At 46.9% G+C, this 15,371-nt stretch carries 10 protein-coding genes; 6 read left to right on the top strand and 4 right to left on the bottom strand.

All coding sequences use genetic code 11. The features are described 5' to 3' along the window. Positions 1-121: 121 nt before the first annotated feature. Together H141_RS0114270 and sohB are read left to right on the top strand one after the other, a co-directional pair. Entirely contained in the window at positions 122-2,485 is a 2,364-nt protein-coding gene (locus H141_RS0114270) for a VolA/Pla-1 family phospholipase (protein ID WP_019676962.1), read from the top strand. 101 nt (positions 2,486-2,586) lie between these two features. Beyond that, the gene (gene sohB, locus H141_RS0114265) at positions 2,587-3,588 is read left to right on the top strand and encodes a protease SohB (RefSeq protein ID WP_019676961.1); all 1,002 of its coding nucleotides are present in this window, start codon (positions 2,587-2,589) and stop codon (positions 3,586-3,588) included. A 109-nt stretch (positions 3,589-3,697) separates the two neighbouring features. On the opposite strand, the gene H141_RS0114260 is transcribed toward sohB, so the two are convergent. Further along, the gene (locus H141_RS0114260; RefSeq protein WP_019676960.1) at positions 3,698-5,032 is read right to left on the bottom strand and encodes a dicarboxylate/amino acid:cation symporter; all 1,335 of its coding nucleotides are present in this window, start codon (positions 5,030-5,032) and stop codon (positions 3,698-3,700) included. A gap of 169 nt (positions 5,033-5,201) precedes the next feature. Between H141_RS0114260 and H141_RS0114255 the strand changes: the two genes are divergently transcribed. Continuing rightward, positions 5,202-7,466 carry an Ig-like domain-containing protein gene (locus tag H141_RS0114255; RefSeq protein WP_019676959.1) on the top strand — a complete coding sequence of 755 codons (2,265 nt, stop codon included), beginning with the start codon at positions 5,202-5,204 and terminating at the stop codon, positions 7,464-7,466. Positions 7,467-7,530: 64 nt separating this feature from the next. On the opposite strand, the gene astB is transcribed toward H141_RS0114255, so the two are convergent. Next, positions 7,531-8,871, bottom strand: coding sequence for an N-succinylarginine dihydrolase (gene astB, locus H141_RS0114250; RefSeq protein ID WP_019676958.1), 1,341 nt, complete (start codon positions 8,869-8,871; stop codon positions 7,531-7,533). 231 nt (positions 8,872-9,102) lie between these two features. On the opposite strand from astB, the gene topA reads away from it, so the two are divergent. Further along, positions 9,103-11,709 carry a type I DNA topoisomerase gene (gene topA, locus H141_RS0114245; protein WP_019676957.1) on the top strand — a complete coding sequence of 869 codons (2,607 nt, stop codon included), beginning with the start codon at positions 9,103-9,105 and terminating at the stop codon, positions 11,707-11,709. A 63-nt stretch (positions 11,710-11,772) separates the two neighbouring features. Here topA and H141_RS0114240 read toward each other — a convergent pair whose 3' ends face one another. Continuing rightward, positions 11,773-12,537, bottom strand: coding sequence for a hypothetical protein (locus tag H141_RS0114240; RefSeq protein WP_019676956.1), 765 nt, complete (start codon positions 12,535-12,537; stop codon positions 11,773-11,775). Between the two features lie 74 nt (positions 12,538-12,611). Continuing rightward, positions 12,612-13,301 (bottom strand): sensor histidine kinase, encoded by a 690-nt coding sequence (locus H141_RS0114235; protein ID WP_019676955.1) that lies wholly within the window; start codon positions 13,299-13,301, stop codon positions 12,612-12,614. A gap of 155 nt (positions 13,302-13,456) precedes the next feature. On the opposite strand from H141_RS0114235, the gene cysB reads away from it, so the two are divergent. Together cysB and H141_RS0114225 are read left to right on the top strand one after the other, a co-directional pair. Continuing rightward, the gene (cysB, locus tag H141_RS0114230) at positions 13,457-14,434 is read left to right on the top strand and encodes an HTH-type transcriptional regulator CysB (RefSeq protein ID WP_026349480.1); all 978 of its coding nucleotides are present in this window, start codon (positions 13,457-13,459) and stop codon (positions 14,432-14,434) included. 23 nt (positions 14,435-14,457) lie between these two features. Then, positions 14,458-15,312 carry a sterol desaturase family protein gene (locus H141_RS0114225; RefSeq protein ID WP_019676953.1) on the top strand — a complete coding sequence of 285 codons (855 nt, stop codon included), beginning with the start codon at positions 14,458-14,460 and terminating at the stop codon, positions 15,310-15,312. Positions 15,313-15,371: the final 59 nt, after the last annotated feature.

The raw sequence follows: 15,371 nt of genomic DNA, 5'->3' as shown, positions 1-15,371 counted from the left end.
ACTTTAACTGGTCGTAGCTGTTCGGTATGAGCAGCCACTTTAAACTAAAAAGAATTCGTAATAAGCAAAGCAAGGTTTTGCTTTGCAATAAAAAAATATGCGTTAAGGACGGGGAGAGATTATGAAAAAGCTTGCTATTAGTATCGCTGTTGCGGCAGCGGTCGGCTTGGCCGGTTGCGGTGATTCATTAGATGATATAAAGGACGATGTTGCTGAGCAGGGTGCAGTTACACCAGCTTCCAGAGTTATATTTGACCCAACGGCGGGTAGGGTATCAGTGCCTAACGATTTATTGTTTCAGGGGACGACTGACGGCACTTTAACCCTCGATAGTGGCGCCAGCCCGGATTATACCAATCCGCAAACCGCACTAGGTGCGCTGGATGGCTGGTCAACCCAGAATCCGTTTGCGATTGCTCTCAGCTTCGCCCCCGGCGTTACTTTAAATGCTGATAGCGCTAAAACGCCCGGTGCAGTAAGGGTTTTTAAAGCTTTAATGGGCGATCCGATGTCGCCGGAAGCAGCTTGTACCGCGGTGCCACGTGGTGCTGCTTGTCAAATTATTGAAGAGTTGATGTTTGGCCAGGACTTCGTAACAGCAGCTAGTGGCAACAGTGTCGCCGTTATTCCTCTGAAACCTTTAGATAGTGCAACAACCTACTTGCTGGCGCTGACCGATGTGCTGAAGGACAGTAATGGTGAGTCGGTTAAGCCGTCTACTACTTATGAACTGGTTAAACAGGATATCGCTACCTTGCCACTGGCCAGCGCTTCTCAGCGCGCGTTACAGGGCGTGATCAATAGCTTTGAAAACGTTATGGTCAGAGATGAAGGTGTGAATAAAGATAATATTATTTATACCGCTGCCATTACTACTCAGTCTGCGGGTGCTGTACTTTCAACCTTAAAGCAACTAATGGCCTCACCTACGCCAACAGGTTACGGACCCTCGCCATTAGTTGTAAATGATACTGGCCTCACCGTTTCGCAACTGAATCCACTTTTTGCTGATAATCCGGCATTCGCAATTACCCGTTACTACACGGGCACCATGAACCTGGCTTATTATTTAGGACTGCCATCAGAAGCTAATCCAACTGCGCCATTAAACACCCGCTGGATGGCTCGTTGTGACAGTGGTGCGATTATTGCGGCAGTGCCACCGGAAATGAAACCAGAGACACCAGTCTCTGAAAATGATGGTGCTTGTCAGGCATTTAGTGGTGGCGCATTACGCGACTTAGGCCTTGATCCGGCGCGGCACCTGACCAAATTTAACACTATTCCGAAAATTAATGGTTACCAGACTGTTGATGTGCAGATGACAGTGCCTGATGCGAATGTTATTCCAATGCCTGAAGCGGGTTGGCCTGTTGTTATTTTGCAACACGGTATTACTTCACGACGTTCAGACATGCTGGCAATCACCGGCACTCTGGCGTCTCAGGGTTTTGCCACCGTTGCAATCGACCACCCACTGCATGGTGATCGTGGTTTTGGTCCGTTAAATGCCAGTGGTGGCAATGCTACGGTTTATATGAACCTGAGCAATTTGTTAGTTACCCGCGACAACTTGCGGCAAAGTATTGCCGATATGCTGGCGTTACGTCTGGCGCTGAATTTTGCGCAGGGCGTCGATTTAGACACCAGCCGGGTGCAGTTTTTAGGCCATTCGCTGGGCGGTATTTCCGGTACCTCTATGGTAGCTCTGGCAAATACCAGCACTGGTAGTGCACAGTTAGATGCATTGTATAGCATTGAAACTGCAGTGCTTGCGATGCCAGGTGGTGCGGTGGCAAATTTCCTGCTTGATTCTGCGGCATTCGGGCCTTTGATCAAAGCCAGCGTCATGCTGGGAGCAGGTGGTGAGTTAACAAGCCACTTTGTTACCTACGTTGTTGGTAACACCAATTGTGGCGTGCCAACTGCCGAGACTGCGGCAACCTATCCTGCCTGTGCGGCACCGGTGGTCAATGATTATCTGGTTACATTGATGGAGCCAGCTAATGCTGCGCAGCAGGCAAGAGTCTCTGCAACCTTTTCTCAGTTCGCGTTTGCCGCGCAGACGGTAACGGATGCTGGTGACCCAAATAACTATGCTGAGCGTCTGGTTAACAGTGAAACGCCGGTATATATGATTGAGGTTGTTGGTGATGATGATAGCAATCTGCCAGATCAGGTTATTCCAAACGGTTACTTCAACCCACTGCTAGCACTGGCAGCAGGTAAAATGCCGTTAGCAGGCACTGAGCCACTGGCCCGTCTGATCGGTGCTGCTGGTGTACCAGCTAACGCTGGTGGTATTGCCCTGAATGGCACTAACGCTATCGCCCGTTTCAGTGCCGGTGGCCACAGCTCAATTTTAAGCCCGGCAGCCAGCCTTGCTGCGACACAGGAAATGCAAATCCAGAGTGTAACCTTCTTCCTAAACAGAGGTCAGGGCTTGTTGGTATCAAACCCCGCTGTATTAGCAAGCGGCAACTAAGCCTTATAGCTTAAATAAAGCCCGGCGGCTTATGGCGCCGGGCTTTTTCTTTTTAAGAATCAGGATAGAATGAGCTTATTTAGACAAACAGGAGTATTACTTTGGCATTTTTAATGGAATATGGCATGTTTTTGGCGAAGGTGGCGACTATTGTTTTTGCTATAGCGCTGGTGGTTGGTATTGTGGTTAATGCCAGTCATAAACCAAAAGCAAAGAAAGGCCAGCTTGAATTTACGGATCTGAGTAAACATTACCAGCAGCAAACTGCAGATTTACAACAGCGTTTATTAGATAAAAAGGCTTTTAAACACTGGCAAAAAGCACAGCAAAAATCAGCGAAAATCCAGGCAGATAAGCAACCATGCTTATTTTTGCTTCAGTTCAATGGCTCTATGGATGCCAGAGAGACTGAATCACTGCGCGAGGAAGTGTCAGCCTTGCTGGCAATTGCTAAGCCAGAGGACGAAGTTTTGCTATGTCTGGAGAGTGGTGGTGGTGTGGTGCATGGTTATGGATTGGCTGCATCACAGCTTGACAGGATCCGCCAGCGAGGTATCGCATTAACAGTAGCAGTGGATAAAGTGGCGGCGAGTGGCGGCTATATGATGGCCTGTATCGGTAACAAGATTATTGCGGCTCCTTTTGCCATATTAGGATCAATAGGCGTGATTGCCCAGCTGCCAAACTTCCACAAATTACTGCAGAAAAACCATGTCGACTTTGAACAGTTTACGGCTGGCGAATTTAAGCGGACAGTGACGCTGTTTGGTGAAAATACTGAAAAGGGCAGGCAGAAGTTTCAGCAGGAGCTGGAAGAAACTCATGTGTTGTTTAAAACTTTTGTGCAGCAACACCGGCCGCAACTGGACGTAGCACGAGTCGCAACCGGCGAGCATTGGTTTGGATATCAAGCCCTGGAATTACAGTTAGTTGATGCTATTCAAACCAGTGACAACTATCTGATGAACAAAATGTCGAGCCACCGGCTTTTCAAGGTTAGCTATCAGCTGAGAAAGGGTCTGGCAGAGAAAGTAGGAATGGGGTCGGCTAATGTGTTTTCGCTATGGTGGCAAAAGCTGGTGCAGCATAACTGGCAGCGTTAATAACAAACTAATAAATGACCATACTAGTAATAGCAGTAAACTGGCAACAGGCTGATTTCAGCCTGTTGTTTTTTGCCTGAACATTGTTAACGCCAGGGCGATAATGGCATTAACGTAAATGATGGAAATCGACACTTTCCTCTTTAACGCCGGCGCCAGCATCGTCAAATACTGCCTGATCAAATTGCTTTTCACTTTTACCGACAATACACGACACCATGGCATCACCTGTTACGTTTACTGCGGTACGTGTCATGTCTAACAGCCGGTCAACACCTATTATCAGCGCGATACCTTCAACCGGCAAGCCAACCTGCTGTAGCACCATGGCAAGCATAATTAAACCAACCCCTGGTACCCCGGCGGTACCAATTGAGGCTAGTGTGGCAGTCAGGATCACCATCAGATAATCAGCGATAGTTAAATCGACCAGGTATACCTGAGCAATAAATACCGTCGCCACGCCCTGCATAATAGCAGTGCCATCCATATTAATAGTAGCGCCTAATGGCACAGTAAAAGAGGCTATACTGTTTTTCACTCCAAGCTTCTTAGTAACAGTCTCCATCGTTACCGGCATGGTAGCGTTGCTACTGGACGTGCTGAAACCAAATAAGGCTGCATCGCGCATCTTACGAAGAAACATAAGCGGGTTCAGGCCGGTAAGTAATTTTAAAATAACACTGTAACTTACCAAACCATGGAAAATAAGAACTGTAAGCACGACGCCGAAATATTTTGCCAGACTGATAATGGTCTCAAAGCCAAGAGTAGTGAATAACTTAGCCATCAGAAAAAATACGCCGTAGGGTGCCAAATTCATCAATATGGTAACCAGCTTCATGATGACGTCACTTAAATCATTAAATACCGCTGCCAATCGCTCACCCGGTTTGCCACTTAACGCCATGGCAATACCGAATAGTACGGCAAAGACAATAATTTGCAGCATGTTACCCTGTGCCATCGACTCAATTGGATTGCTGGGAAAAATATTGATAAATACCTGTGCCAGCGAGGGGGCTTCGGAAATATCGAAGCTGGCATCGGATTGGCGGTCAATCCCCTCACCAGGAGCCACTAATATAGCGGCTGTCATAGCAAGAGTAATCGCAACCGCGGTCGTTATAAGATAGAGGCCTATTGTTTTGCCGCCCAGCCGGCCGAGCGTAGAAGTGTCAGACAGTGAACAGGTCCCGCAAACCAATGAGACAAAAACCAGTGGTACTACCAACATTTTCAGGCTGGCGATAAAAATTTCGCCACCAACATGAAAAATACCATCAACGAAAAAGGCTTTCAGAGGTATGCTTAAGCTAAACAGGCTGAGGACACGTTCCTCCTGTCCTGCTAAAATAGCTTTGAAAAAGAAGCCAACTAAGATACCGGCTACCATGCCGATAACGATCCGGGCAGTGAGTCCCAATTTACGATTATTGCTCATTGTTTTTGTTATATATCAGTGCGAAATTTGCTTAAGACTATCAGTTTGCGAAGCTATTGTGCAGGCTTGACTAAAATTTTTTTGAAAATTGCTGTGACGTAGTGATAATTAATGGTTTAAGATGCAATTAACAAAAACTATATATAAAAAACAGCTAGGGAGAGTTTTCATGCGAAACATCCGGCAACTACTTGTTGCATTAATGATTACATCGCTGGCCGCCTGTGGTGGCGGTGGTACCTTGGGCAGTGGCGGCGACAGTGGCGGCGGTGGTTCAGGTAACAACACTCCGGTGTTTACCCTTGGACTAACCCTAACCAATGCGGCTGGCACTGAAACAAATAACCTTTCGCAAAACACACCATTGGTTGTTACCGCAACTTTAAGTGCAACTAACGACGGCATTGTTGCGAATCAACTTATTACGTTTGAAGTATCCGGTGATGGGCTGGCCACATTTGGTAATGATACGGGTTCAGCGTCGACGAATGCCGAAGGGGTGGCAACTATTGCCCTGAATGTTGGTAACCGTTCTGGCGCAGGCCAGGTCAACGCCAGTTTTGGTCAGGTAACCGCCAGTATCGTCTTTAATTCTGCTGGTGATGGCGGGGATCAGGTCGATATTACGATTGGATCAGTGTCACTGATTGCCGATACGTTGCAGCTGGGCACCGGCGCCTCAGGTAAAGTTGAGCTTTCAGCCTTAGTCCGCGACACCAACAATGTGGTGTTGTCAGGTATTCCGGTTACTTTTGCGACTGATTCCGGTGAATTAGTGCAAACTGATAGTGTTACCAGTGAAAATGGGGTGGCTAAAGCAATCCTAACGTCCCAAACCAATAAAAGTAATCGTGAGGTAACGGTAACTGCAAGTGTTCAACAGCAAAGCGCCGAGCTTATTGTTGCGGTTGTCGGCACCAGTATCGATATAGCTGCGCCTGGCTCGGTAGTGCTTGCTGATGCCTCTACCATAGATTTATTCCTTACCGACGCTAATGGTATTGGTATTCAGGGAACGGTAATTGAGGTAACTTCTGCCCTTGGCAATTCGCTTAGCGATACCAGTCCTGTTACGGCCGGCAGTGCCGGTAAAGCTAGCCTCACTTATACTGCGACTAATAGCGGTGTTGATACATTAACAGTAACAGCGTTAGGCGTGACAAATAGTGCCACTATTAATATCAGTGCCGATGAGTTTGCATTTTTAGCGATGGTTGATGGTGATGACAATGTATTAGCGGGTGAGCCGATACAGGAAGTGCCGTTAAACAGCGCTCAGGAAGTTGCGGTTGAGTGGAAAGTAAATAATGCTCCGCCAGCATCATCCGGTGTAACTTTTAATACCACTCGTGGTGTTATTGCCGATGCAGCGGCAAACCTTGCAAATAGCGTGACATCTGAAGATATGACAGATGCAGAAGGTAAGGCCAGTGCCTTTATCCGCTCTCAGTTTGCCGGTCTGGCTACTATCAGTGCGCTGGGGGGCGAGGGAGAAAATGCGGTTAGCGCTAAAAAGATCATTGAATTTGTTGCTGTTAATCCTACTCAGATAGAAGCACAGGCATTCCCCGCCCAAATTGGCGTAGGTGAGTCCAGTGCTATCAGAGCTATTGTGCGGGATGACCATAACAACCCTGTGAAAAATGAAACTATAGTGTTTTCATTAAACAACGCTGCCGGTGGTACTATCAGTACCGGAACTGCAGTAACCAACTCGCAGGGTGTGGCATCAACTGTGTTTACTGCCGATACCACAACCGGTGGTGGCGTAAACGGTGAAAACCTGGTGATCAAAGCCAGCCTGCAAACCGACAACACTGTTTTTGATGAAACAGATATTGCCGTTGGTCAGCGTACACTGTTCTTCCGCTTTGGTACCGGTAATGTTATTACTAAACCAAGCGCTAGCACCTATGCTAAAGAGTTTTCAGTTATCGTTACGGACAGCTCTGGTAATGCAGTGTCAGGGCAACAATTGAATGTTGCTGTGCTGTCAATTAACTACCGAAAGGGATATTGGGTTAAGTCACCAGAAGCGCCTCTTACCTTTAAAAACTGGACTACTTCAGGGTCCACTCCTACCATTAGTACACCAATAAGTTGTGTATCAGAGGATGCGAACTTCAATGGTATCCTGGATGACGGAGAGGATATCAACTTTGATGGCCAGCTTACGCCGGGTAATTTTGTGGTAGCACCAGGTTCAGTGACATCAGATGCCAATGGTATAGCAACTTTTAACCTTACTTACCCGCAGGATGCAGGTAGCTGGTTAGACGTTCGCTTACAGGTATCAGGCTTTGCTTCGGGTACGGAAAATATAAGCTTCAGAGAATACGGCTTACCAACCGCTGCAGATGACCTAACCACAGAGACGTCGCAACCTGCCAGCAACCCGTTTGGGGTTATTCAGAACTGCGCCATAGCAGGGTAATTGTCAAACATAAAAGGGAGCTTAGTTAAGCTCCCTTTTTTTATCCGTTTTTAATTGTTCTATCTTACCGCTGGAACTGATAAACCGGGCCCAGGTTTAAGATCTGAGTCAGTTCATCCAGCGCTGCGCGGGATTCTTTTAATAACTGTGGGTCGGCTAAATCTGCTTCTGAAATCTGATCCCGGTAATGTTTATCAACCCAATTATTTAACGTAGCGAACAACTGGTCATTCATCAGCACATGTGGGTTCACTGCCTGGTGCTCCTGTTCACTTAACGCTACCCGCAACCTTAAACAGGCCGGGCCGCCACCGTTACGCATGCTTTGTTTCACATCATAATAATGGACATGCTTAATAGGCGTGCCACGACCGGTCAGATCTGCCAGGTAGCGGCTTACCGCCGGGCTGTCCTGGCATTCAGTTGGCGCTATAATAGCCATTTCACCATTGGCCAGGGTGATAACTTGAGTATTAAACAGGTAAGTACTGATTGCTTCCTGCACCGACACATCGTTATCATTCACTTCTATCAGAAATAATTCACTGTCATTGCCAAATTTACGCTTGAGCTCATCCAGTTTACTTTGGGTATCAACAAAAGCCTGCTGATGATAAAACAGCACATTCTGGTTACCCACTGCTATTACATCGTTATGAAATACACCCTGGTCAATCACATCGGGGTTTTGTTGCATATAGACTACATTGTCATTACTTAACCCATGTAAGCGTGCGACAGCCTCACAGGCTTCGAGTGTGTGGCGTGCAGGGTAGCGTCTAGGTGCAGCCTTTGATTGATCGAACGCATAACGACCAAACACAAACAACTCAACACCTTTTTTGCCGTAGTCGCTGCATAATCTGGTATGATTCGCCGCACCTTCATCACCAAAGTGGTCGTTATCAGGCAAATGTTGGTGATGCGAAAAGTGTGCAGAATCAGCGAACATGGCCTGTAATATTCTACCGGTAGTCTGCGGTTCGAGTGAACGGTGAAACTTATTAGTTAAGTTTGCCGGAGTAAAATGTACCTTATTGTCACTGGTGTCGGCGCTGGGCGAAATCGTAGCGGCATTTGCGGTCCACATGCTGGACGCCGAGCAAACTGCCCGGAATACCGCCGGTGCCTGTTTTGCTGCAGTGGCGATGATGTCGCTGTCTGAACCGGTAAAGCCGAGCCGGCGTAGGGTATAAACGTCTGGGCGCTCTTGCGGAGCCAGCACGCCTTGCACTAAACCTAAATCGTGCAGTGCCTTCATTTTCTGCAAGCCTTGCTTGGCTGCTTGTTTTGGACTGGAAGTGTTGTTAGCGTTAGATAAAGAGGCAACATTGCCGACTGACAAGCCGGCATAGTTATGGGTTGGTCCTACCAGACCATCGAAATTTGCTTCAAAGTATTTCATTTTTGCTTTATATCCTTCTGTTGGAAGGGGCACTGTTTTTATTATTATTGCGGCCGCTTATGTTTTTTTATGCTTCATTTAGGAGTTGGCTATCAAATAGCCGTTGGGTCTGTAAAATGGCCCGGATTGCATAATAATGAGTTTATTCACTTGTCACAACTGCGGTTTGCGGATATATGTTAAAAAAGGGCGGCCAAAAGGCAGCTAAAGTTAGGGAATTCAGGTTTTAAGATGGCGAAATCACTGGTAATAGTCGAATCACCGGCAAAAGCAAAGACAATAAATAAATATTTAGGAAACGATTACGTCGTTAAATCGAGCGTTGGCCATATACGCGATCTGCCAACCAGCAGTAGCAAAGATAAAGCTCGTACAACTGATAAAAGCCTGAGCAAAGAGGAAAAGGATTATAAAGCGCTGGTTGACCGGATGGGAATTGACCCGGCGCACGGTTGGAAGGCCCGCTATGAGATTTTGCCGGGTAAAGAAAAAGTGGTGAAGGAGCTTAAAGCGCTGGCAGAAAAAGCCGACACCGTTTATCTGGCAACGGATTTGGACCGCGAAGGAGAAGCCATAGCATGGCATTTACAGGAAATTATCGGCGGTCAACCAGACAAATTCAAGCGGGTGGTTTTTAACGAAATTACTAAATCCGCTATCACTAATGCCTTTGTTGAGCCTGGTCAGGTTAATATTGATCAGGTGAATGCGCAGCAGGCTCGCCGGTTTTTAGACCGGGTTGTGGGCTTTATGGTCTCGCCATTACTCTGGAAAAAAGTAGCTCGTGGTTTATCCGCTGGCCGGGTGCAATCTGTAGCTGTGCGGCTGGTGGTGGAGCGGGAACGGGAAATTAAAGCTTTTGTTCCCGAAGAATACTGGACTCTGGCTGCTGATACGTTAACTGATGGCAAACAACCTTTGCAGCTGGATGTCGTGCGGGAAAACGGTAAAGCATTTAAACCTGTTAATCAAAAGCAGGCTGACACTGCTCTTGAGCGCTTAAAAGGTGCCAGCTATGAAGTTAAAGAGCGGGAAGACAAGCCCAGCAGTAGCAAACCTCAGGCGCCGTTTATTACCTCGACATTACAACAAGCAGCCAGCACCCGTTTAGGTTATGGCGTTAAAAAAACCATGATGCTGGCACAGCGGTTATATGAAGCCGGCCATATTACTTACATGCGTACCGACTCTACTAATCTTAGTGCTGAGGCCGTCAGTGCGTGCCGCGACTATATAAATGACAAGTTTGGTAAAAATTACCTGACCGCAGAACCGATTAGTTACGGCAGTAAGGCAAATGCTCAGGAAGCGCACGAAGCGGTAAGACCTTCAAATGTTGCTGTGCTTGCCAGTGATCTCGGCGATATGGAAGCGGATGCCCGTAAACTTTATGAGTTAATCTGGCGCCAGTTTGTGGCCTGTCAAATGCCGCCAGCCCAATACGATGTTACTAATATTACCGTAGCGGCAGCAGATTTCGAATTGAAAGCCAAAGGGCGGGTGTTACGTTTTGACGGCTGGACCCGGGTGCAGCCGGCAGTTAAACGCAAAGGTGAAGAAGACAATGAGCTGCCAGATGTAAAAACAGGCCAGCAATTACAATTACAACAATTACAAAGCGCTCAGCATTTCACTAAACCGGCAGCACGTTTCAGTGAAGCCAGTCTGGTTAAAGAATTAGAAAAACGGGGAATTGGCAGGCCTTCAACCTATGCCGCTATTATTTCAACTATTCAGGACCGGGGTTATGTCCGGGTTGAAAACAAACGTTTCTATGCTGAGAAAATGGGTGAAATTGTCACTGATCGGTTGGTAGAGAATTTCGACGATTTAATGAATTACGATTTTACTGCCAATATGGAGCTGACCCTGGACGATATAGCCAAAGGGCAACGGCAATGGCGTAAAGAGCTGGATAACTTTTATACCGGTTTTTCAGACAAATTGAAAACAGCCGAACAGGACCCTGAACAGGGAGGCATGCGTGCTAATCAGTTTGTGTTAACGGATATCGACTGTCCAAGTTGTGGCCGTAAAATGGGCATTCGCACCGCTTCTACCGGCGTATTTCTGGGCTGTTCTGGCTATAATCTGCCACCCAAAGAACGTTGCACCACAACCATGAACCTGTTACCAGGGGATGAGGCAGTGAAGGTAACGGACGAGGACGAATTAGAGACCGAAGCGCTGCGTCAGAAGAAGCGTTGCGCTAAGTGCGGTACGGCCATGGATAGTTACCTGATCGATGAGCAGCGCAAGCTGCATGTATGTGGTAATAATCCGGAATGTGATGGCTATGAGCTGGAAGCTGGCAGTTTCAAGATTAAAGGCTATGAAGGCCCGCTGATTGAGTGTGATAAATGCGGCAGTGATATGCAGTTAAAATCGGGCCGCTTTGGTAAGTACTTTGGCTGTAATAACAGCGAGTGTAAAAACACCCGAAAACTGCTGCGCAGTGGTGAAGCTGCGCCGCCAAAAGAAGATCCGGTTCATTTACCTGAGCTGAAATGCGAAAAATCGGATGCCTATTTTGTACTGCGCGATGGCGCTGCTGGCTTGTTCCTCGCTGCGTCTACCTTTCCCAAGTCACGGGAAACCAGGGCACCTTTAGTCAGTGAGCTGAAATTGTTTCGCGAGCGGATATCACCAAAGTTCTATTATCTTGCCGATGCACCTGTTAAAGACAAAGAGGGTAATCCCAGTATTATCCGCTGGAGCCGCAAAACCAAACAGCAGTATGTTATGACAGAAAAAGACGGTAAAGCTACAGGTTGGGCCGCCTGGTATGAAAACGGCAAATGGGTTGTCTCCAGCAAAGATAAGTCTACGGCAAAATAGGCAGCTTGTTACCAAGCGAATACAGCAATAAAAAATGGCACCCTAAGGTGCCATTTTTACTGCCTACCATTTACGTTTAGGCGCAAACAGCTCGTCGATATCTTTGTTTTCTTTTTCTTCTTTCTTTTCCCGATCCCGCAAATTGCCTGCCTTAAGTTCAGTGGCAATATCCTCCAGAGTTTGCACCACTTCGGCTTTGCGACTAACGACGTACTCGTCCTGATGGCTGCTGCCGTTTAACGAGGTCAGGGCTTTTTCAAAATATTGTCTGGCTGAGCCAAGCATGTTATTACTGCGGGCCTGCTTGCCACGCTTAATCTGGCTTTCAACATTAATACGTAACTGGAGTGTTTCCAGCCTTTTGTCTTCGGCAATAACAGTAGATGTATCGATAATGCCTCTGGCATGTTCACTGCGCAGGGTGGTACGTAACTTTTTGATGCCGCGTATTAAGCCAATTAGTTGCTGATCGTTGTCGGGCAGGGTCAGGTTTTCATTCCCTGAAATATCTGGGTTTAGCGGTGTGTTCAGGCTGTTCTGCGTTTCTTGTAGCCGTTGTTTTAACTCTCTGGCGCCCGGATCCAGTTCAACCATGGCAGATAACGCAAAAGCTATCCGTTTTAGCAGCATGGTCATAATTGCCGGGGTAAAAGGCACGTTAGCCGTATTTGCCAGCATATCTTCCGTGTCATCAAGCAAATGACGTAATTTAGTGAATTCCGCGCGCTTAAGGCTGGCTATCCGCTCTTTGTGTTGTTGCACAACATTTACGACAACAGCGATAATCACCAAAGCTACGATTAGCGAGATGATAATGGGTAACAACATGCAGACCTCTGATCGTATACGCGTTTATAAATTATAGTAATCTGAATTGATGGTAATGAACAGTTTTCTGACAATCAGGGTAAGGTTAGCTTGAAACTGCCACCTTTGAGCTCGCCGTCATTTTGCAGTTTTACCGTGCCTCGTTGGTTTTTATTGTGATGAGCCCGGGCAATCAATTTCGCAAAAAATATACCAAGCCCGGTGTGGCCCTGACGTAAATCAAGTTTATACATATCAGGCGCCCCGTTATGTAACATAAAGTCAGGAAATCCAGGGCCATCATCGGCAACAACGAGATGTAACTTCTCGTCAATAATCTCTGCACTGACAAGAATCTGCTTGCTGCTGTAACGCAGGGCATTGGCAATTGCATCGTTCAGAATGTTTAATATCAGATCACGGTCAAAAAACCAGTTTAAATCGTCAGCGGTATTCACCACGACTTCTATGTTACGTTGGGTGGCATAATACTGATTCTTGAGTAATAGTTCTTCAAACAGCTCATTCAGGTAATGCTGATCGATTTGCACCGGTAATTGTTGCCTATCCAGCCGATACAACGATAACACCTGCAACAAATTTGAATTAAGCCGGTTTATTTCATAACTTAGCAGAGCCAGCTCTTCGCGGGCGTCATCAGAAAGTTTACTGCCTTCTGCCTGGATCAGTTCTGCCGACTGAATAACCATACAAAGTGAGTTTTTCATATCGTGCACGCTGCACGCCAGCACAGTGGCGAAGTCGATTTCTGCTGTGTCAGACATAAATGCTCCGGGCACCTGACAGTAACGTCTGTCAGGGAGTTGTTAAGATTTTTTGCTACTAATAGTTATAGCATTGCCAATTATAAAAATTAGTTGGAATATCTGACAAGACAGGTATATTGAACGGTGATCATTCTTTACCGGACCTGGGCCAGATGAAATTACAGCAATTGCGTTACATTGTTGAGGTGTTAAACCATAACTTAAATGTGTCGGCAACGGCAGAAAGCCTTTATACCTCGCAACCTGGGATCAGTAAACAGGTGAGAATGCTGGAAGACGAACTTGGTATCCAAGTGTTTGGACGCAGTGGCAAACATCTGACCCATGTTACGCCAGCCGGGCGCGATGTGATTGAAATAGCCCAGCAGATTCTGGCCAAAGTAGAAAGTATTAAAGCGGTGGCTAAAGAGCATACGTTACCTGATCAGGGTAAGCTGAATATTGCCACAACCCATACTCAGGCCCGCTATGCGTTGCCCTCGGTGATCAGCGGCTTTATGCAGAAATATCCAAAAGTATCGCTGCATATGCATCAGGGCTCACCGCAACAAATCTCAGAGGCAGCGTCACGAGGCGAAGCTGATTTTGCTATTGCTACCGAGGCCTTGCATTTATATGGTGATTTAGTGATGTTGCCTTGCTATCACTGGAACCGTAGTATTATTGTCCGACAGGATCATCCGCTGGCTCAGCTCGGACGTAAAGTCGCCGTAGAAGACGTGGCACAGCATCCTATCGTCACTTATGTCTTTGGGTTTACCGGTCGCTCTGAGCTTGACCGCGCTTTTGCAGCTAAAGGCCTGGAACCCCGTATCGTATTTACTGCAACTGATGCTGATGTCCTGAAAACCTATGTCAGATTAGGCCTGGGGGTAGGGGTTATTGCCTCAATGGCGATTGATCCGCAGTTAGATAAAGATTTGGTTGCTCTGGATGCCAGACATCTTTTTGAAGCATCTACGACTAAGATTGGTTTCAGGAAAGGTGCGTTTTTGCGAACTTACATGTATGACTTTATCCAGCGGTTTGCCCCCCACCTGACAAAAGATGTGGTGGAGCGGGCTAATTTGCTGCGTAACCAGGAGGAAATAGACCGGATGTTTGACAGTTTTGAGCTGCCGGTGCGCTGACAATGTTTTGCCGATGAAAACTTATGCCACCCGTTGAATTAATTTTATTATTGTTAAGCCCGGTGTTTTTGCTCTGCGTGGTGCTGGAGTGGCGCTATGCTGTAATCAGGCAACAAAACTGGTACCAGTGGCGTGATACTTTAGCTAACGCCATGCTGGCGTTATTGCATCAGGGAGCAGACATGCTGGCGCTGTTACTGCTAATGCCATTTTTTTACTGGCTGCATCAGTATAGTCTGTTTAGCATTGAACTCACCGCATTTAATCTGCTGCTGGCGTTTATCCTGCAAGACTTTCTCTATTACTGGTTTCATCGGGGTTCACACCATATTCGCTGGCTGTGGGCATCGCATGTGGCACATCATAGCTCACGGCTAATGAATTTCAGCACAGCTTTTCGGCAAAGCCTGACTTATCCGTTATCTGGTATGTGGCTGTTCTGGCTGCCGATGATTTTAGTTGGCTACGATCCGACGCTGGTATTTGCCGTGGTTGCACTTAATTTAGCCTTCCAGTTTTTTGTGCATACACAGGCCATTGGCCGGCTCGGTGTGTTGGAACACATCTTTAATACGCCATCGCACCATCGGGTGCATCATGCCTGCAACGAGATTTATATCGACCGTAATTTTGCCGGAGTCCTGATTATCTGGGATAAGCTGTTTGGTACTTTTGTCCCTGAACAAACCGATGAGCCCTGCCGGTATGGTATTACTGATGATTTTAACTCGACTAATCCGATTACTATTACTTTTTATGAATGGCGCCGGATGTGGTCTGAAGCCCGCAGCAAACAGCGGCGGCAATCATTGTGGCAGATACTTTTTAAAATGCCGGCAAAGCTAAATGCAGGCACATCAGAAAAAATGCCGGAATAAGTTGCAACCCGGCTGCGCAAAAAAAGCAATTTGCACTAAGCTTGTATAAAGTCATAGCG

The organism is Arsukibacterium perlucidum DSM 18276, from assembly GCF_000382165.1.
GTDB lineage: Bacteria > Pseudomonadota > Gammaproteobacteria > Enterobacterales > Alteromonadaceae > Alishewanella > Alishewanella perlucidum.
The sequence above is the reverse complement of the archived record's forward strand: the minus strand, read 5'-3'. Positions and strand labels throughout refer to the sequence as shown.